This window comes from Streptococcus oralis, assembly GCF_023110435.1.
Taxonomy (GTDB): domain Bacteria; phylum Bacillota; class Bacilli; order Lactobacillales; family Streptococcaceae; genus Streptococcus; species Streptococcus oralis_CF.
Map to the genome: position 1 here is coordinate 140,188 of NZ_JALDWB010000002.1, position 16,849 is coordinate 157,036.

Consider the following 16,849-nt stretch of genomic DNA (forward strand, 5'->3'; position numbering starts at 1 on the left):
AGAAAACAATGCAAACCGATAAATCAACTGGTAAGGAGATCCTAGTTATGTTTAAATCATTTAGAAGATAGAGCAGGCTATAGCCGAAGAAGAGAAAAAAGTTAACCCTTCTAAAAATGTGCCTTTTATCTAGCATGACTTATCCAAATTTCTTACGAAGATCCTTTCAATTGCCTTGGTTACTTTTCTATTCGGAAAAGATAGGAAAATGTAAAATTTTTTTGAATTTTTGTACCATACTCTTTGCCTAAGTGTCAGGGCTTTTTGTTTGGGAAGAAAGAAAATTCCCATGCGTTGGCTTTTGTAGTATAATAGTAAACAGACAAAAAGATAGGAATGTGTTATGAAAGTATTAGCTTTTGATACGTCCAGCAAGGCTCTGTCTCTCGCTATTTTAGAGGACAAGCAGGTTCTTGCCGAGACGACTATTAATATTAAGAAGAATCACAGTATTACCCTCATGCCTGCCATCGATTTTTTGATGTCGAGTCTGGACCTGACGCCCAAGGATTTGGATCGAATCGTGGTGGCAGAGGGACCAGGTAGCTACACGGGCTTGCGAATTGCGGTGGCGACTGCCAAGACCTTGGCTCATACCCTGAACATTGAGTTAGTTGGTATGTCTAGCCTATTGGCTCTGGTGCCACGCCAACAAGGAGGCTTGGTGGTTCCTTTGATGGATGCTCGTCGCAACAATGTTTATGCAGGATTTTATGAAAATGCCAAACCTGTTATGCCAGAAGCACACCTGTCCTTTGCGGAAGTGCTAGAGCAGGTCAAGGATGCTGAACAGGTAACCTTTTTCGGAGAAGTTGGAGCCTTTGTGGAACAAATCCAAGAACAACTACCACAAGCCAGCTACCAAGAAACCTTGCCAAATGCAGCTAATCTAGCTCTTTGGGCCTGGGATAAGGAAGCAGACTCCTTGCACGACTTTGTGCCAAATTACCTCAAACGAGTTGAGGCTGAGGAAAATTGGCTTAAAAATCACACCGAGTCTGGCGAATCTTACATTAAACGCCTATGATTGAAATCAAACGAATTCAACAGCAACCTGACCTGGCTCAAGCCATCTACGCTGTCATGGCAGATGTTTACCCAGTCAGTCCTTGGACGCTGGAACAAATCCAAGCAGACCTGTCCCAAGACCAGACTTGGTACGCTCTGGCTTATGAGGGAGCAGAAATGATAGGTATTTTAGCTGTGCAGGAGAATCTCTTTGAGGCAGAAGTCCTGCAAATCGCTGTCAAGGGAGCCTATCAGGGTCAGGGAATTGCATCAGCCTTGTTTGCAACATTGCCGACAGATAAGGAAATTTTCCTTGAAGTCAGAAAGTCAAATCATCGAGCGCAAGCATTTTACAAGAAAGAAAAGATGGCGGTCATCGCTGAGCGAAAGTCCTATTACCATGACCCAGTCGAGGACGCCATCATCATGAAGAGAGAAATAGATGAAGGATAGATATATTTTAGCATTTGAGACATCCTGTGATGAGACCAGTGTTGCCGTCTTGAAAAACGACGATGAACTCTTGTCCAATGTCATTGCTAGTCAAATTGAGAGTCACAAACGTTTCGGTGGCGTAGTGCCGGAAGTGGCTAGTCGTCACCATGTCGAGGTCATTACAGCCTGTATCGAGGAGGCGCTAGCAGAAGCAGGAATTACAGAAGAAGATGTGACAGCCGTTGCCGTTACTTATGGGCCAGGATTGGTTGGAGCTCTGCTAGTTGGTTTGTCAGCTGCCAAGGCCTTTGCTTGGGCGCATGGCCTGCCACTTATCCCCGTCAATCACATGGCTGGTCACCTCATGGCAGCTCAAAGTGTCGAGCCTTTGGAGTTTCCTTTGTTGGCACTCTTGGTCAGCGGAGGACACACCGAGTTGGTCTATGTGTCAGAGGCTGGCGATTACAAGATTGTTGGGGAAACGCGGGATGATGCGGTTGGTGAGGCTTATGACAAGGTCGGCCGCGTCATGGGCTTGACCTATCCAGCTGGTCGTGAGATTGACGAGCTAGCTCATAAAGGGCAGGATGTGTATGATTTCCCTCGTGCTATGATTAAGGAAGATAATCTGGAGTTTTCATTCTCAGGTTTGAAGTCTGCCTTTATCAATCTTCACCACAATGCTGAGCAAAAGGGAGAAAGCTTGTCTACAGAGGACTTGTGTGCGTCCTTCCAAGCAGCTGTTATGGACATTCTCATGACTAAAACCAAGAAAGCCCTAGATAAATACCCTGTTAAAACCCTTGTTGTCGCAGGTGGTGTGGCGGCCAATAAAGGTCTTAGAGAACGCCTAGCAGCCGAAATTACAGATGTCAAGGTCATCATTCCCCCCCTGCGTCTCTGTGGAGACAATGCAGGAATGATTGCCTATGCCAGCGTCAGCGAGTGGAACAAAGAAAACTTCGCAGGTTTGGGCCTCAATGCCAAACCAAGCCTCGCCTTTGATACTATGGAATAAAGAGTCAGCTAGAGGCTGGCTTTTTAACTCCGAAAAATGTCAGAATATTTTGACACAACCGTAAAAATGATGATATAATATGTAAAAATTAGGAGGTGGTCAGATGATTGAGAGAATGGAATTGGGAGAATTTTACAAGGAATTGCGGCTGGCGAGAAAGCTCAAGCAGTCAGATGTGGCTTGTGAGGGTCTAACAGCATCCCAGCTATCTAAGTTTGAACTAGGGCAGTCTATGCTGTCTGCGGATAAACTGATACTAGCTATCCAAGGGATAAATGTGACCTTCGATGAGTTTGGACACAAGCTTAATAATTACCAGGAATCCCCACACATGCGATTTGGCCGAAAGGTTGTGGATCGTTTTGCTCATCAAGATATAGCGGGTTTAGAGCAACTGTTGGAGGAAGTCGAACAAGAACAGATGGCGCAGACCTATCGTCGTTTGAATGCCATCGTGATCAAAGATGCTATCCATTCCTTGGATAAAAACTATCCGCTAGCAGAGGAGGATAGCGAGTTTTTGACCACCTACCTTTATGCTATCGAGTCTTGGACCTGGTTTGAACTCTATCTTTTTTGCAATACCATGCCCTTCTTGAGTAATCAGGACCTAATCTTTTTATCAACCTCTTTACTTGAAAAATCAAAGGAATTTAAAGAATTGGCACACAATAGACTGTATATGAAACAAGGGCTGTTAAATATTATCTCAGAGCTCATGGAACGCAAACTTTTTTCCTATATCCCAATCTTTGAAGCCGAGTTGGAGAGCATGCTCCGTCCATACGATGTTTTTGAGAAATTATTGTGGCAGTTTTTAAAGAAGATGAGCATTTTCCTTCAAACCAAGGGAAGTAATCAAAAAGAGATTGAAGACTTTATCCAATCTCTACAAGTATTAGAAAATCCACAATTAACAGCTCTTTTTGAACTACGCTTACAGCAATATAAAGAGCTTATCGATTAGTCCACTATTGCAAATGAGAGATTTCTATGAGAAAAAATGTCAAATATGCGATTTTCTAAAATGTGGTGATTTCCGTGTTATACTATCATTATTTCATAGTATAGGAGAAAATAGAATGAAAAAGATAATCTAACGCCACTACTTTATTATAGCTTTTCTAATTGTAATTGCTGAGCAGTTCTTCATTCGTCTGGTATTACACAGCGAGTTTGCTGTGGGTTTATCTGACTTTGAATATTATCTATCGATTATGATATTGCATTTTCTTGTGGTTCTGCTTGCTATTATTGTCATGATTCAATCAGGGAAATGGCAGGGAATTAACAGTAAGAAGTTTCGCTGGTCTTATTTGTTTTATTGTGTCTTAGCTTTTCTTCTACTATTCCTTTGGAATAGAGTTACCTTTTCTCTTTTTCCACCTACTAGAAATACAATTTCTTATCAACATTACGCTCCTACTTTTACAGGGGCTACAGCATTTTTGATGTATTTTCCCTATCCTGTGATTGCAGGTCCCATTTTTGAAGAGATGATTTATCGTGGATTGGTGATGACCGCTCTGGAAAAAGGGAAGAAATGGGGACTGGATGTGCTTGGTTCGGCTGCTTTATTCGGGATCTTGCATATTAGTAATCACGGTTGGGTATTGACAGACTTTTTCGTATATATGGGTGGCGGTCTCATATTTGCAGTCTTATTTAGAGCAACAAAGTCCATTTATTGGCCTATTGGACTGCATATAGTTTACAACGGCATTGGGCAGATTCTCCCCTTGTTGTTTTAGAGTTTTTCAATAATCCTAATTAGCAAAAGAGAACACTGGCTATAACATAAAAATTCCCGAGTCAGTTTGTGGTATTGGACCAAGCCCTTACGGAGCTTTTGATTGGATGAAAGGACTCTGGGTAGGTTTGGCTGAAAGGCGACGTAAATAAAACTTAAAAGGATCAACTATGAAAGAGAAAGAAACGAAATTTTATCTAGGGACCATTTTGGTGCTTGTGTCCTATTACTTGATTTTTAATCTTGTAGCAAAATTAGACTCAGTGAGCCAGTTATCTGATTTGGGATTTTATGGGATTCAAATTTTATTGATAGTAATTGAGGGAATTGTTGCTACTGTGGTTCTTGTAAAGAGTCAACGTTGGAAAGAGTACGGTCGATTCGAGTTTCGTTGGTCCTATCTGGGTATCTTCTTTCTTTCCTTTATATTGATGTTTTTGTGGGTAAATATAACGACTCGGATCTTTCCCAGCACGCAAAATGGGAGTGCAATAGTGAAAGAAGCAGCTAATTTAACAGGAATTAGTTACTTTGTAACACGTATTCTCTATAGCAGTCTCATTGCTCCGGTAGTTGAAGAGTTGGTCTTTCGTGGTCTTCTGATGACAGCTCTAGTTAAATTTAAAACATACTATGTTGATGTCATAGTTTCCTCTACTCTTTTTAGTCTTATCCATGTCTTGCAATATGGATGGGTGTTAACAGACTTCATCGTTTATGCAGGAGCAGGTCTGCTACTCTGTATGCTCTTTCGTTATACACGTTCAATTTATTGGTCAATGGCACTCCACATCTTGTGGAATAGCTTTTTAATTATCGTCAGCTTATTGGTATTTGGATTTTAGAAAGGTGAAATATGAAAAAGATAATTTCTAACTACTACTTTTTTATAGCTATTTTACTTGTCATTGCTGACCAGGAGTTCAGTGGTCTGGTTTTACGCAGCGACCTTGTTACTGGTCTATCTGACTTTGCCTATTATCTGTCGGATATGCTGTTGAATTTTCTTGTGGTTTTATTTGCTCTTATTGCTATGATTTGGTCGGGGAAATGGCAGAAAATCAACAGTAGAAAGTTTAAAGGATCCTATCTTTTCTATTCCTTTTTAGCTCTGCTTGCTTTTGTTGTTTGGAATTTCGTCACATTTTATCTTTTCCCATCTACCAAAAATGAAATTGCTTATCAACTTGCTGCTCCAAATTTTAAAGGAGCTACGGCATTTTTGATGTATTTTTTCTATCCTGTAATTGCAGGTCCCATTTTTGAAGAAATGATTTATCGTGGATTGGTGATGACTGCTCTGGAAAAAGGGAAGAAATGGGGACTGGATGTACTCGGATCAGCTATATTATTTGGAATCTTGCACATTAGTAGTCATGGATGGATCTTGACAGACTTTGTCTTCTATATGGGTGGCGGTCTCATATTTGCAGTCTTATTTAGAGTGACAAAGTCGATTTATTGGCCTATTGGACTTCACATAGTCTACAATGGCATTGGTCAAATTTTACCGTTGCTGTAATTTTGGGTGCTCAATAATACCGGTCTATCTTGCGGGGGAAAATTTCCCATTTGGACTAAAAAGGAGTTGCGATGAAAGTATTTATTCAAAATAGAGATTTTAGGCAATTAACCATCAACCAGTGGATTTCAACGGTTGGGGATACGATTTTTTATCTTGCTTTTTTGAATTATGTGGCAGATGCTTCGTTTGCCCCCTTGGCAATTTTACTCATCACGATTTCAGAGACTGTTCCTCAAGTTCTGCAAATCTTTATGGGAGTTTTGGCTGACTTTCAACATCATCGCGTTCTAAAGTATACGGTTATTAGTTTTGTCAAATTTGTACTTTATTCTATAGTGGCACTTTCGCTTTCAGGGCAGTCCTTTTCCTTATGGCTCGTATTCTTTATTTGTTTGATGAACCTCTTGTCGGATACATTGAGTTATTTTTCAGGAGCCATGCTAACTCCTATTTTTATAAGAATCATTGGGAAAGAACATCTGACAGAAGCCATTGGCTTTAAACAATCAACAGCTAGTTTAGTTCGGACAATCAGTAATATTCTAGGAGGGATTTTACTAGGAATTCTTTCCATTCAGTTCATTTCCTTGCTAAACGCTCTTACGTTTCTGATAGCATTTGTAGGTATTCTCTTCATAAAAAATGATCTTTTGAAAGTTGAAAAAACAATTAGCTATCAAGAAGGTCTTTCTGTAAAATCGTTTTGCCAGCATTTGTTCCAATCATCGAAATTGATCTGGAATATGGATAGAGTGATCTTCATTTTATTTATCGTCTCTATCAGCCAAGCAGTGATTAATGTCACTGTTCCTATTTCGACTCTTTTTTTAAGGAATCAACCGTTTTTGAATTTACAAACTGGTCAATCACTCGCTTTGTTATCAACACTAGAATTGTCAGCACTTATTGTCGGAAGTCTTGTAAGTGGTTATCTGAAAAATACGATTTCTATAAAAATGGCTCTATATGCCTCAGTTGTCATCCAGTTATTCCTTTTAGTAGGATTTGCCACAGTTCATTTTGGCTTGATTCTGCTTTTCAGCTCCTTGGATGCCTTCATCGCAGGTATACTCTCTCCTAGATTGCAAGAACTCGTCTTTAAACAAATACCTGAGGAGTCAATGGGAGCGGTTCAATCCTCTATTGGTGCTATTACGGTTGTTTTACCAAGTCTATTCACAATCGTTTTCGTTACGATTGCTACAAGTTTTGGGACCCTAGCGGTCAGCTTTATTCTATTGCTATTACTCCTAACCGCATTTGTCATGCTCTTGAATATTCGTGAGAGCATTTAGTAGGGAACTTTGATTTAATTTTTGTTCATACGATAAGGCTGGCGCTCCAGTCTTTTTCTTATCTCCAATATCTAACTAATAGTCCTTGTTCAATTCCTTGTTACCTTAAATGAAAAAGTAATTTTAAAATCTAATCACGGAATCCCACTCTATCAAAGTTTGTCAGTCTGAGATTTTTTTAGTATAGTAGGTATATGAGAAACAAAATAATAAACAGTCTGCTTGCTCTAGGAGCTCTTTTCCTGCTTTTAACAGCTTGCCAGAATTTTAAAAAGACACAACTGGTTTTGTTTGAATCCCTTTCATTCAATATGTCCCTTAAATCCTTTGAAGAAGTGTTTGGAGAGGCTAGCGAAGTAGTGGAGGAAACAGAGATGGCCTATCGAGATACTTGGCGTGCTGAAGACCCTTATTTCTATAAAACAGGTCGCCTTTTCTATGATTACGAAAATATTGCTTTGAATGGTTATACAGGTCGAGCAAGATTCACATTTTCAAAATCGCATCGCTTGGAAGAAGCGACAGCTCATATTCCTGTAGCTTCAAAAGGGGAGCAATATGTAGTGCTCAACAATCTATCCCATACTATAAAAAAAGAAATTGAAGCTCTTCCGAATTTTCAATCTGTAACTACCGAGACGGTAGGACTATACGATGACGGCTATCGCTATAAAGTCAAGTTGAAAGGACAAAGTAGAGAATTTTGGATCGATGTTTATCCGACAGAAGACGAAGATGTTAAAGAAATTGAAGATAAAAAGTATACTATTCGGGTGGATCAGTTTAGGATGCATTAATAACACTCATGGGATTTCAGCATTTTTTACTAGCTCTAAGTTTCAAACTCTAAACTTTTTTCTCTTCTTTGAATGTGTTATAATATTCCTTGCTGTGGCTGTGACCATGAACAGCCTCAAACGAAAAAAATAAGAGGAGAGAGATGAAAGAAAAAGGATTTTGGGAGGGTGTTCAGGCGGCTATGCCGACTGCCCTTGGCTATGTTAGTATCGGTCTAGCTTGCGGGATTATCGGCGCTCCCCATGTGACACCTGTTGAGATGGGCCTGATGAGCCTATTTGTTTATGCTGGGAGTGCCCAGTTTGCCATGTTGGCATTGATTGCGGTCCAAGCGCCTGTGGCGGCCATTGCCATGACGGTCTTTTTGATCAACTTGCGTCTCTTCTTGTTGAGTCTGCATGCGTCGACTTATTTCCGTCATACTAGCCTCTGGCAAAATATCGGTATGTCTAGCCTCTTGACAGATGAGACTTACGGGGTTTTGATGGGAGAATTAGCCCATACAGACAAGGTCAATCCTATGTGGATGCATGGGAACAATCTCAACAGTTATGTAGCCTGGTTTATTGGAACAGTGGTGGGAACCGCTTTAGGTGGTCTTCTTCCAAATCCTGAAGTCTTTGGCTTGGACTTTGCCCTTGTTGGGATGTTTATCGGGATTTTTACTTCGCAATTTCAGATTATGCAAAGACGGGTTTCTGGCCGCAATCTGCTGCTGATCCTAGCAGTTGTTGCGGTGTCTTTCTTTTTCCTCTTGACAGCAGTGTCTCAGTCGCTAGCTGTTCTTTTTGCGACTTTGCTAGGTTGTACCATGGGGGTGGTCTTAGATGGTCAGTAAGTATCTTTTATTAGCCGTTATCTTTTCAGGTCTAGTAACTTGGATTCCCCGTATGATTCCTTTCATCTTGGTTAAGTACAAGGGTTTGCCAGCTATCGTAGAGCGATTTTTGAAGTTTTTGCCTGTTTCTATTATCTTTGCCTTGATCCTTTCAAGCGTAGTGACAGGTAAGGTTGGAAGCTTTCCTCAAATCAAATGGCTAGACTTTTTAGCAGTCTTTCCAACGGCATTTGTAGCCTTTCGCTATCGCAATTTAGTCGGCACAGTTCTCTTTGGAGTTGTCTTGATTGCAGTCTTGCGTCTGGTCTTTTAATCAGCCATAAGAAAAATCTATCACCGAGATAGGTATCATATAATGGCGAAAAAAATTTTTTTCTGTTAAGATAGTACAGTATTCTATTTTGGAGGAAATGACATGAAAAAAATCGTCAAATATTCATCTCTTGCTGCCTTAGGGCTCGTTGCCGCAGGTGTGCTAGCAGCTTGCTCAGGTGGAGATAAGAAAGATAGCGCATCTAGCGAAGCAGCAACACCTGGTAAGAAAGAAATTGTTGTAGCGACCAACGCTTCACCAAAACCATTTAACTATGAAGACAACGGTGAGTTGACTGGTTATGAGATTGAAGTAGTTCGTGCTATCTTTAAAGACTCTGACAAATACGATGTCAAGTTTGAAAAGACAGAGTGGTCAGGTGTCTTTGCGGGCCTTGACGCTGATCGCTACCAAATGGCTGTGAACAATATCAGCTATACCAAAGAACGTGCTGAAAAATACCTTTATGCAGCTCCAACTGCTAAAAATCCTAACGTTCTCGTTGTAAAGAAAGACGATAACAGTATTAAGTCTCTCGATGATATTGGTGGAAAATCTACTGAAGTCGTTCAAGGAACAACAACAGCTAAACAACTGGAAGACTATAACAAACAACACGCAGACAACCCAACGGTTCTTAACTACACCAAGGCTGATTTCCAGCAAATCATGTCTCGTTTGAGCGATGGTCAGTTTGACTACAAGATTTTTGATAAAATTGGTGTGGAGACAGTTATCAAAAATCAAGGTTTGGACAACTTGAAAGTGATTGAGCTTCCAAGCGACCAACAACCTTACGTTTACCCGCTTCTTGCTAAAGGTCAAGATGAGTTGAAATCATTTGTAGACAAACGTATCCAAGAACTCTACAAAGACGGAACTCTTGAAAAATTGTCTAAACAGTTCTTCGGAGACACTTACCTCCCAGCAGAAGCTGATATTAAATAGTCGTATGAAATCATCCAGTCTGAGAAAGGCGGATGATTTCTCAATTTTTAAACATATAGTTTTAAACTATATGTCTGCCTATCTAATAACAATTTGCGAAATCAAATAAAGTATGAGATACTATTACGGTATTATTTTTAAAGGAGATAGAATCATGAAAATCAAAAAATGGCTCGGTGTAGCAGCTATCGCTACAGTCGCAGGTTTGGCTCTTGCAGCTTGCGGAAATTCAGAAAAGAAAGCGGACAATGAAACAGTTGTTAAAATAGCAACAGTTAACCGTAGCGGTTCTGAAGAAAAACGTTGGGATAAAATCCAAGAATTGGTTAAAAAAGATGGTATTAAATTGGAATTCACAGAGTTCACTGACTACTCTCAACCAAACAAGGCAACTGCTGATGGCGAAGTAGACTTGAACGCTTTCCAACACTACAACTTCTTGAACAACTGGAACAAAGAAAACGGGAAAGACCTTGTAGCGATTGCAGATACCTACATCTCACCAATCCGCCTTTACTCAGGTAAAAATGGAGAAGAAAACAAGTACACTAAAGTGGAAGAAATCCCAGATAACGGTGAAATCGCTGTACCAAACGATGCAACAAACGAAAGCCGTGCGCTTTACTTGCTTCAATCAGCTGGTTTGATTAAATTGGATGTTTCTGGAACTGAACTTGCTACTATCGCAAACATCAAAGAAAATCCAAAGAACTTGAAGATTACTGAATTGGACGCTAGCCAAACAGCTCGTTCATTGTCATCAGTTGACGCTGCCGTTGTAAACAATACCTTCGTTACAGAAGCAAAATTGGACTACAAAAAAGCACTCTTCAAAGAACAAGCTGATGAAAACTCAAAACAATGGTACAACATCATCGTTGCGAAAAAAGATTGGGAATCATCACCTAAGGCTGATGCCATCAAGAAAATTATCGCAGCTTACCACACTGATGAAGTGAAAAAAGTTATCGAAGAAACATCAGACGGTTTGGACCAACCAGTTTGGTAATAAGACACAGGGAGGTGGGAGAGAGTTTCCACCTCTTACTTTTGTCTAGAGCATGGATTGTAAAGAAGACTATACGTTCATAGAAAGGTAGAGAGAATATGGTTTTTCCTAGTGAACAAGAACAGATTGAAAAATTTGAAAAGGATCATGTAGCTCAACATTATTTTGAAGTCTTGCGCACCTTAATTTCCAAGAAATCAGTCTTTGCCCAGCAGGTTGGACTTAAGGAAGTCGCAAACTATCTGGGTGAGATTTTCAAGCGCGTAGGGGCTGAAGTAGAGATTGATGAGACTTATACGGCTCCCTTTGTCATGGCGCATTTCAAGAGTTCGCGTCCAGATGCTAAGACCTTGATCTTCTATAACCACTATGACACCGTGCCAGCGGATGGTGACCAGGTGTGGACAGAGGATCCTTTTACCCTTTCTGTGCGCAATGGCTTTATGTATGGGCGTGGAGTTGACGACGACAAAGGCCACATCACAGCTCGTTTGAGTGCTTTGAGAAAATACATGCAACACCATGATGACCTACCTGTCAATATTAGCTTTATCATGGAAGGGGCAGAGGAGTCTGCTTCCATGGATCTAGATAAGTATTTAGAGAAACACGCAGACAAACTTCGTGGGGCGGATTTGTTGGTATGGGAACAAGGTACAAAGAACGCCTTGGAGCAGCTGGAAATCTCTGGCGGAAACAAAGGGATTGTGACCTTTGATGCCAAGGTAAAAAGTGCGGATGTAGATATCCACTCGAGTTATGGTGGTGTCGTGGAGTCAGCACCTTGGTATCTTATCCAGGCCTTAAGTAGTCTGCGAGCTGCTGACGGCCGTATCTTAGTAGAAGGCTTGTACGAGGATGTTCAAGAGCCAAATGAACGAGAACTAGCCTTGGTGGATACCTACGCCCAACGCAATCCTGAGGAAATCAGTCGCATTTATGGCTTGGAATTGCCTCTCTTACAAGAGGATCGTGCAGCCTTTCTAAAACGTTTCTTTTTCGAGCCAGCCCTTAATATCGAAGGGATTCAGTCAGGCTATCAAGGGCAAGGGGTTAAAACGATTTTGCCAGCAGAAGCCAGTGCTAAGCTAGAGGTTCGTTTGGTTCCTGGCCTAGAACCGCATGATGTTCTGGAAAAAATTCGGAAACAGCTAGACAAAAATGGCTTTGATAAGGTAGAATTATACTATACCTTGGGAGAGATGAGCTATCGAAGCGATATGAGTGCGCCAGCCATTCTCAATGTGATCGAGTTGGCCAAGAAATTCTATCCACAGGGCGTTTCAGTCTTACCGACAACAGCGGGGACAGGGCCTATGCATACGGTCTTTGATGCCCTAGAGGTACCCATGGTGGCCTTCGGTCTAGGAAATGCCAATAGCCGAGACCATGGTGGAGATGAAAACGTGCGAATCGCCGATTACTACACCCATATTGAATTAGTAGAGGAGCTGATTAGAAGCTATGAGTAGAGATATTATTAAGTTAGATCAGATCGATGTGACTTTTCATCAGAAGAAGAGAACCATCACAGCGGTCAAGGATGTGACCATTCACATCCAAGAAGGGGATATCTACGGAATCGTAGGATATTCTGGAGCAGGAAAATCCACTCTAGTCCGGGTGATTAACCTCCTGCAAAAACCATCTGCAGGAAAAATTACCATTGACGACGATGTGATTTTTGATGGCAAGGTGACCTTGACGGCAGAGCAGTTGCGTCGCAAACGTCAAGATATCGGGATGATTTTCCAGCATTTCAACCTCATGAGTCAAAAAACAGCAGAGGAAAATGTGGCTTTTGCCCTCAAACATTCTGGACTCAGCAAGGAAGAAAAGAAAGCTAAAGTAGCTAAATTGTTAGACTTGGTTGGTTTGGCGGATCGTGCTGAAAACTACCCTTCACAACTATCTGGAGGACAAAAACAGCGTGTGGCCATTGCGCGTGCCTTGGCCAATGATCCAAAAATCTTGATTTCAGATGAGTCAACCTCTGCCCTTGACCCTAAGACAACCAAGCAAATTCTGGCCTTGTTGCAAGATTTGAACCAAAAATTAGGCTTGACTGTTGTTTTGATTACACATGAAATGCAGATTGTCAAGGATATCGCCAATCGTGTGGCAGTCATGCAGGATGGCCGTTTGATTGAAGAGGGTAGTGTCCTTGAAATCTTCTCAGACCCTAAACAACCTTTGACCCAGGACTTTATCTCAACAGCTACAGGTATTGATGAAGCCATGGTCAAGATTGAGAAGCAAGAAATCGTAGAGCACTTATCTGAAAACAGTATCTTAGTGCAGCTCAAGTATGCAGGGGCTTCGACAGACGAGCCACTTTTGAATGAATTATACAAACATTACCAAGTAACGGCTAATATCCTCTATGGAAATATCGAAATTCTCGACGGCACTCCAGTCGGAGAATTGGTTGTGGTCTTGTCAGGTGAAAAAGCAGCGCTAGCAGGTGCTCAAGAAGCTATCCGCCAAGCGGGTGTCCAGTTAAAAGTATTGAAGGGAGGACAGTAAAATGACAGAGTTTATTCAAACTTATTTACCAAATGTCTATAAAATGGGCTGGGCTGGTCAAGCAGGCTGGGGAACAGCCATTTACCTAACTCTTTATATGACAGTTCTTTCCTTCATCATCGGAGGGTTCCTGGGGCTGGTGGCAGGTCTTTTCCTCGTCTTGACAGCGCCAGGTGGTGTCTTGGAAAATAAGGTTATCTTCTGGATTTTAGACAAGATTACCTCTATTTTCCGTGCGGTTCCCTTCATCATCCTCTTGGCAATCTTGTCTCCACTTTCTCACTTGATCGTCAAGACTAGTATTGGTCCAAATGCAGCCCTTGTTCCACTTTCTTTTGCAGTCTTTGCCTTCTTTGCCCGTCAGGTGCAGGTCGTCTTGGCTGAGCTAGATGGCGGTGTCATTGAAGCGGCGCAGGCTAGTGGAGCGACTTTCTGGGATATCGTGGGGGTTTATCTATCAGAAGGTCTTCCAGATTTGATCCGTGTGACGACTGTGACCTTGATTTCCCTTGTTGGGGAAACAGCCATGGCTGGTGCGGTCGGAGCTGGTGGTATCGGTAACGTAGCCATCGCTTATGGATTTAACCGTTTCAATCACGATGTGACAGTTTTAGCAACCATCATTATCATCTTGATTATCTTTACGATCCAGTTCTTGGGAGATTTCTTGACTAAAAAATTAAGTCATAAATAAAAAGAGCCGAATGGCTCTTTTTTGTTCTAGTAAGCTGCCAACAGGGGCATTTAAAGTTTTTAAATTATGGTATAATAGATAAAGCTAACTCTCTCTGGTGATAGGATAGGAAAAAACTAGAAAGATAAACCTTGAAGCGAGATGAGAAAATGAAAAAGGAGTTCGGTTGATATGAATTATTTTGAGGGGAATGAGTTTTTCCTTCTCTTGTTTGTGGTTTTACTGATTGGTTTTGTGGTAAACTTTTTTGAAAAACGTAAGGACTACTATATTTTGACGCTCTCCCTCTTATTTGTAGGAGCTATCTATGGTAAGAGTCGAGCAATGATTGTCTATTTGCTTGCCTTTGTCGTTTATCAATATTTTCTGGTTTTTCTAGCACAGAGGATAGAAGCAAAGAGGCTGAAACCACTGGTTTTCCTTTCCATTCTTCCTTTAGTAATCAATAAGGTCTTTGCCTTGACTTCTCTGCATTTGTTGGCCTTTATTGGAATTTCTTACATGTCCTTTAAGACCATTCAGATCATGCTAGAAATATCGGATGGCTTGATCAAAGAAAAAATCACTGTAAAAGATTATCTACAGTTTTTGCTCTTTTTCCCAACAGTTAGTGCTGGTCCGATTGATCGGAGTAGGAGATTTTTAAAAGAGATAAACGAGGTCATGCCCCGAAAAGAGTATCTAGAGTTAGCAGGGGACGGTGTGTATCGTATCGTTCTAGGCCTTCTTTACAAGGTTGTTTTATCAACCTATGTTTACCAGATGTTACTCACTCTAAATAATACTGGCACAGTCGTTTACTCAATTAAATATATGTACCTCTATACCTTGTATCTGTTCTTCGACTTTGCAGGCTATAGTCTAATGGCCGTTGGAAGTAGTAACATTCTAGGTATTCAGACACCAATGAACTTTAACAAACCTTTCTTGAGTGTCGATATCAAGGATTTTTGGACCAGATGGCATATCACCTTGTCGACCTGGTTGAGAGATTTTGTATTTTCAAGAGTATTGATGCAGGTTATCAGGAAAAAATGGTTTAAAAATAGACTACACAATGCAACCTATGCCTATATGGTCAATATGTTGGTCATGGGTTTTTGGCATGGTCTTAGTGTTAGTTACATTGTCTATGGTTTTTACCATGGTGTCTTGATGGCTGGATTTGAAGTGTATCAAAAGAAAAGCAATTTTTATAAGAAAAATAAAAACAAAAAATGGTATAAGCTATTAAGTTGGTTTGTGACCATGAATTTGGTTATGGTTGGTTTCTTTATCTTTTCAGGTGAACCCTATAAAATCTTACTGACGATTTTAAAGAGATAAGAGATTGAAAAGAGATTAGACGGATCGAAGGGATGGGATAAAACGAGATGATTAAATTAAAAGCATTTTTACTATCGCTTGTGCTCGTAATTGCGACGCTTGCCCTTTTAAATGTGACGTATGTCAAGAAGATTGATGATTATTATAAAGTCAAGGATAACAGTATTCGCTATAGTACCTCGTATGAAAAGTATAAAAGTAGAGATATTTTAACAAGCAATATCACTCCCAACACACTGGTTTTATTGGGGTCATCTGAGTTGGTTGCAACGATAAATGAAGACTATCATCCCAATAAAATTTTTAACTACAACGATTTTAATATCATGCAGATTGGGACCAGTTATTCTCAAAACATCATTCAGGCTACGACCTTGGGCTCTATTGAAGGAGCTATGACCAAGCGAAAAGTGGCCATTGTCGAGTCGGTTCAATGGTTTGAAAAAGATGGGACCCATCAAGATGCCTTTTTGAACAAGGCTTCTCAGGAACATATTTTCCACATGCTAGATAATGACAAGATTAGTAAGGAAACGAAAGAAAAAATAATCAATCGCATTATCGAGATTACCAAGGGGAACAAGCAACAAAATGACATCTACAAAAAATATAAAAGTTATTTCATAGATGGAAAAGGAACCATTGTTGATAAAAAACTATTAGAGTTAGATAAGGCGATTTATTCCTTTAAGCTCAAACAGACTTTTTATCAAAAACACGCCAAATCAGATTATCCTTCACTAGGAGATAAAACCCCAGACTATGATTGGGAGAAAATGACGGATCAGTTTGTGGAAGAGGTCAAAAAGAAAACAGACAACAACGACTATGCTGTTGATAATAACTACTACAATACTTACTTGAAAGATCGCTATGCATCGCTGAAAGATTCTAATAAAGATTTAAGCTACCTGGAGTCACCAGAATATTCAGATATGGAACTTTTCTTGACAGTTGCTAAGGAATTGGGTATTGAAGTTGAGGTTATTATTTTCCCAGTAAACGGGAAATGGAACGACTACACAGGTGTCTCAAGAGAGATGCGGGAAAAAACTTATAAAAAAATAGAAGATGTCGCAAAAAGCTATGGTGCAGCGGTGCTAAACTATGGAAACAGAGAATATGATGATTACTTTTTATTTGACGTGATGCACGTTGGAGTGAAAGGATGGATGGAAGTTGAAAAAGAACTTTACAAATTTGCAAACCAAGCTAACTAACACACAGCGTTTAATCTTGTGGACACTATTTTTCTATACGGTTATCTTAAGCATTGTGACTTACTGTTTTGTGACCGATTTTTCGAATATTCAAGAATTTATCTACAGTGAATTCTAAGATTGTATATTTAAAAGGCCCTGGAACT

At 40.4% G+C, this 16,849-nt stretch carries 18 protein-coding genes; all 18 read left to right on the forward strand.

Annotated features, from left to right (window positions below; genetic code table 11):
* Window positions 1-343: 343 nt before the first annotated feature.
* The 18 genes from tsaB (at window position 344) to dltD (ending at window position 16,703) form a co-directional block, all read left to right on the forward strand.
* A complete protein-coding gene (tsaB, locus tag M1F97_RS04895; protein WP_247944390.1) occupies window positions 344-1,027 on the forward strand; it encodes a tRNA (adenosine(37)-N6)-threonylcarbamoyltransferase complex dimerization subunit type 1 TsaB in 684 nt (227 codons plus the stop codon).
* Entirely contained in the window at window positions 1,024-1,461 is a 438-nt protein-coding gene (rimI, locus tag M1F97_RS04900; RefSeq protein WP_125848042.1) for a ribosomal protein S18-alanine N-acetyltransferase, read from the forward strand. The genes tsaB and rimI overlap by 4 nt, the downstream gene beginning before the upstream one ends.
* Window positions 1,451-2,461, forward strand: a complete 1,011-nt coding sequence (tsaD, locus tag M1F97_RS04905; protein ID WP_247944391.1) for a tRNA (adenosine(37)-N6)-threonylcarbamoyltransferase complex transferase subunit TsaD — start codon at window positions 1,451-1,453, stop codon at window positions 2,459-2,461. The genes rimI and tsaD overlap by 11 nt, the downstream gene beginning before the upstream one ends.
* A gap of 103 nt (window positions 2,462-2,564) precedes the next feature.
* The gene (locus M1F97_RS04910) at window positions 2,565-3,428 is read left to right on the forward strand and encodes an XRE/MutR family transcriptional regulator (RefSeq protein WP_247944392.1); all 864 of its coding nucleotides are present in this window, start codon (window positions 2,565-2,567) and stop codon (window positions 3,426-3,428) included.
* Window positions 3,429-3,573: 145 nt separating this feature from the next.
* On the forward strand, window positions 3,574-4,212 hold the full coding sequence (locus M1F97_RS04915) for a CPBP family intramembrane glutamic endopeptidase (protein WP_247944444.1): 639 nt from the start codon (window positions 3,574-3,576) through the stop codon (window positions 4,210-4,212).
* A gap of 169 nt (window positions 4,213-4,381) precedes the next feature.
* A complete protein-coding gene (locus M1F97_RS04920; RefSeq protein ID WP_093586142.1) occupies window positions 4,382-5,056 on the forward strand; it encodes a CPBP family intramembrane glutamic endopeptidase in 675 nt (224 codons plus the stop codon).
* Window positions 5,057-5,067: 11 nt separating this feature from the next.
* A complete protein-coding gene (locus tag M1F97_RS04925) occupies window positions 5,068-5,733 on the forward strand; it encodes a CPBP family intramembrane glutamic endopeptidase (RefSeq protein ID WP_093586140.1) in 666 nt (221 codons plus the stop codon).
* A 71-nt stretch (window positions 5,734-5,804) separates the two neighbouring features.
* Window positions 5,805-7,031: an MFS transporter gene (locus tag M1F97_RS04930; protein WP_247944393.1), complete on the forward strand. Its 1,227-nt coding sequence runs from the start codon at window positions 5,805-5,807 to the stop codon at window positions 7,029-7,031.
* A 194-nt stretch (window positions 7,032-7,225) separates the two neighbouring features.
* Window positions 7,226-7,828: a hypothetical protein gene (locus M1F97_RS04935; RefSeq protein WP_247944394.1), complete on the forward strand. Its 603-nt coding sequence runs from the start codon at window positions 7,226-7,228 to the stop codon at window positions 7,826-7,828.
* A gap of 143 nt (window positions 7,829-7,971) precedes the next feature.
* The gene (locus M1F97_RS04940; protein ID WP_247944395.1) at window positions 7,972-8,667 is read left to right on the forward strand and encodes an AzlC family ABC transporter permease; all 696 of its coding nucleotides are present in this window, start codon (window positions 7,972-7,974) and stop codon (window positions 8,665-8,667) included.
* A complete protein-coding gene (locus tag M1F97_RS04945; protein WP_247944396.1) occupies window positions 8,657-8,980 on the forward strand; it encodes an AzlD domain-containing protein in 324 nt (107 codons plus the stop codon). The genes M1F97_RS04940 and M1F97_RS04945 overlap by 11 nt, the downstream gene beginning before the upstream one ends.
* Window positions 8,981-9,082: 102 nt before the next feature.
* Entirely contained in the window at window positions 9,083-9,928 is an 846-nt protein-coding gene (locus tag M1F97_RS04950) for a transporter substrate-binding domain-containing protein (protein WP_125398529.1), read from the forward strand.
* A 154-nt stretch (window positions 9,929-10,082) separates the two neighbouring features.
* Window positions 10,083-10,937: a MetQ/NlpA family ABC transporter substrate-binding protein gene (locus M1F97_RS04955; protein ID WP_093586131.1), complete on the forward strand. Its 855-nt coding sequence runs from the start codon at window positions 10,083-10,085 to the stop codon at window positions 10,935-10,937.
* Window positions 10,938-11,035: 98 nt separating this feature from the next.
* Window positions 11,036-12,409, forward strand: coding sequence for a M20 family metallopeptidase (locus M1F97_RS04960; RefSeq protein ID WP_084974567.1), 1,374 nt, complete (start codon window positions 11,036-11,038; stop codon window positions 12,407-12,409).
* Complete coding sequence (locus tag M1F97_RS04965) at window positions 12,402-13,463, forward strand: methionine ABC transporter ATP-binding protein (RefSeq protein ID WP_000085680.1); 1,062 nt, start codon at window positions 12,402-12,404, stop codon at window positions 13,461-13,463. Before M1F97_RS04960 ends, M1F97_RS04965 begins: the two co-directional genes overlap by 8 nt.
* A gap of 1 nt (window position 13,464) precedes the next feature.
* Window positions 13,465-14,157, forward strand: a complete 693-nt coding sequence (locus M1F97_RS04970; protein ID WP_038804670.1) for a methionine ABC transporter permease — start codon at window positions 13,465-13,467, stop codon at window positions 14,155-14,157.
* Window positions 14,158-14,328: 171 nt separating this feature from the next.
* Complete coding sequence (dltB, locus tag M1F97_RS04975; RefSeq protein WP_247944397.1) at window positions 14,329-15,483, forward strand: D-alanyl-lipoteichoic acid biosynthesis protein DltB; 1,155 nt, start codon at window positions 14,329-14,331, stop codon at window positions 15,481-15,483.
* A gap of 47 nt (window positions 15,484-15,530) precedes the next feature.
* On the forward strand, window positions 15,531-16,703 hold the full coding sequence (gene dltD / locus M1F97_RS04980; protein WP_247944398.1) for a D-alanyl-lipoteichoic acid biosynthesis protein DltD: 1,173 nt from the start codon (window positions 15,531-15,533) through the stop codon (window positions 16,701-16,703).
* Window positions 16,704-16,849: the final 146 nt, after the last annotated feature.

What these genes read in the sequence shown, in the direction of transcription:
- tsaB (WP_247944390.1), top strand. Translation starts at nt 344, where the DNA reads ATGAAAGTATTAGCTTTTGATACGTCCAGCAAGGCTCTGTCTCTCGCT.
- rimI (WP_125848042.1), top strand. Translation starts at nt 1,024, where the DNA reads ATGATTGAAATCAAACGAATTCAACAGCAACCTGACCTGGCTCAAGCC.
- tsaD (WP_247944391.1), top strand. Translation starts at nt 1,451, where the DNA reads ATGAAGGATAGATATATTTTAGCATTTGAGACATCCTGTGATGAGACC.
- M1F97_RS04910 (WP_247944392.1), top strand. Translation starts at nt 2,565, where the DNA reads ATGATTGAGAGAATGGAATTGGGAGAATTTTACAAGGAATTGCGGCTG.
- M1F97_RS04920 (WP_093586142.1), top strand. Translation starts at nt 4,382, where the DNA reads ATGAAAGAGAAAGAAACGAAATTTTATCTAGGGACCATTTTGGTGCTT.
- M1F97_RS04925 (WP_093586140.1), top strand. Translation starts at nt 5,068, where the DNA reads ATGAAAAAGATAATTTCTAACTACTACTTTTTTATAGCTATTTTACTT.
- M1F97_RS04930 (WP_247944393.1), top strand. Translation starts at nt 5,805, where the DNA reads ATGAAAGTATTTATTCAAAATAGAGATTTTAGGCAATTAACCATCAAC.
- M1F97_RS04935 (WP_247944394.1), top strand. Translation starts at nt 7,226, where the DNA reads ATGAGAAACAAAATAATAAACAGTCTGCTTGCTCTAGGAGCTCTTTTC.
- M1F97_RS04940 (WP_247944395.1), top strand. Translation starts at nt 7,972, where the DNA reads ATGAAAGAAAAAGGATTTTGGGAGGGTGTTCAGGCGGCTATGCCGACT.
- M1F97_RS04945 (WP_247944396.1), top strand. Translation starts at nt 8,657, where the DNA reads ATGGTCAGTAAGTATCTTTTATTAGCCGTTATCTTTTCAGGTCTAGTA.
- M1F97_RS04950 (WP_125398529.1), top strand. Translation starts at nt 9,083, where the DNA reads ATGAAAAAAATCGTCAAATATTCATCTCTTGCTGCCTTAGGGCTCGTT.
- M1F97_RS04955 (WP_093586131.1), top strand. Translation starts at nt 10,083, where the DNA reads ATGAAAATCAAAAAATGGCTCGGTGTAGCAGCTATCGCTACAGTCGCA.
- M1F97_RS04960 (WP_084974567.1), top strand. Translation starts at nt 11,036, where the DNA reads ATGGTTTTTCCTAGTGAACAAGAACAGATTGAAAAATTTGAAAAGGAT.
- M1F97_RS04965 (WP_000085680.1), top strand. Translation starts at nt 12,402, where the DNA reads ATGAGTAGAGATATTATTAAGTTAGATCAGATCGATGTGACTTTTCAT.
- M1F97_RS04970 (WP_038804670.1), top strand. Translation starts at nt 13,465, where the DNA reads ATGACAGAGTTTATTCAAACTTATTTACCAAATGTCTATAAAATGGGC.
- dltB (WP_247944397.1), top strand. Translation starts at nt 14,329, where the DNA reads ATGAATTATTTTGAGGGGAATGAGTTTTTCCTTCTCTTGTTTGTGGTT.
- dltD (WP_247944398.1), top strand. Translation starts at nt 15,531, where the DNA reads ATGATTAAATTAAAAGCATTTTTACTATCGCTTGTGCTCGTAATTGCG.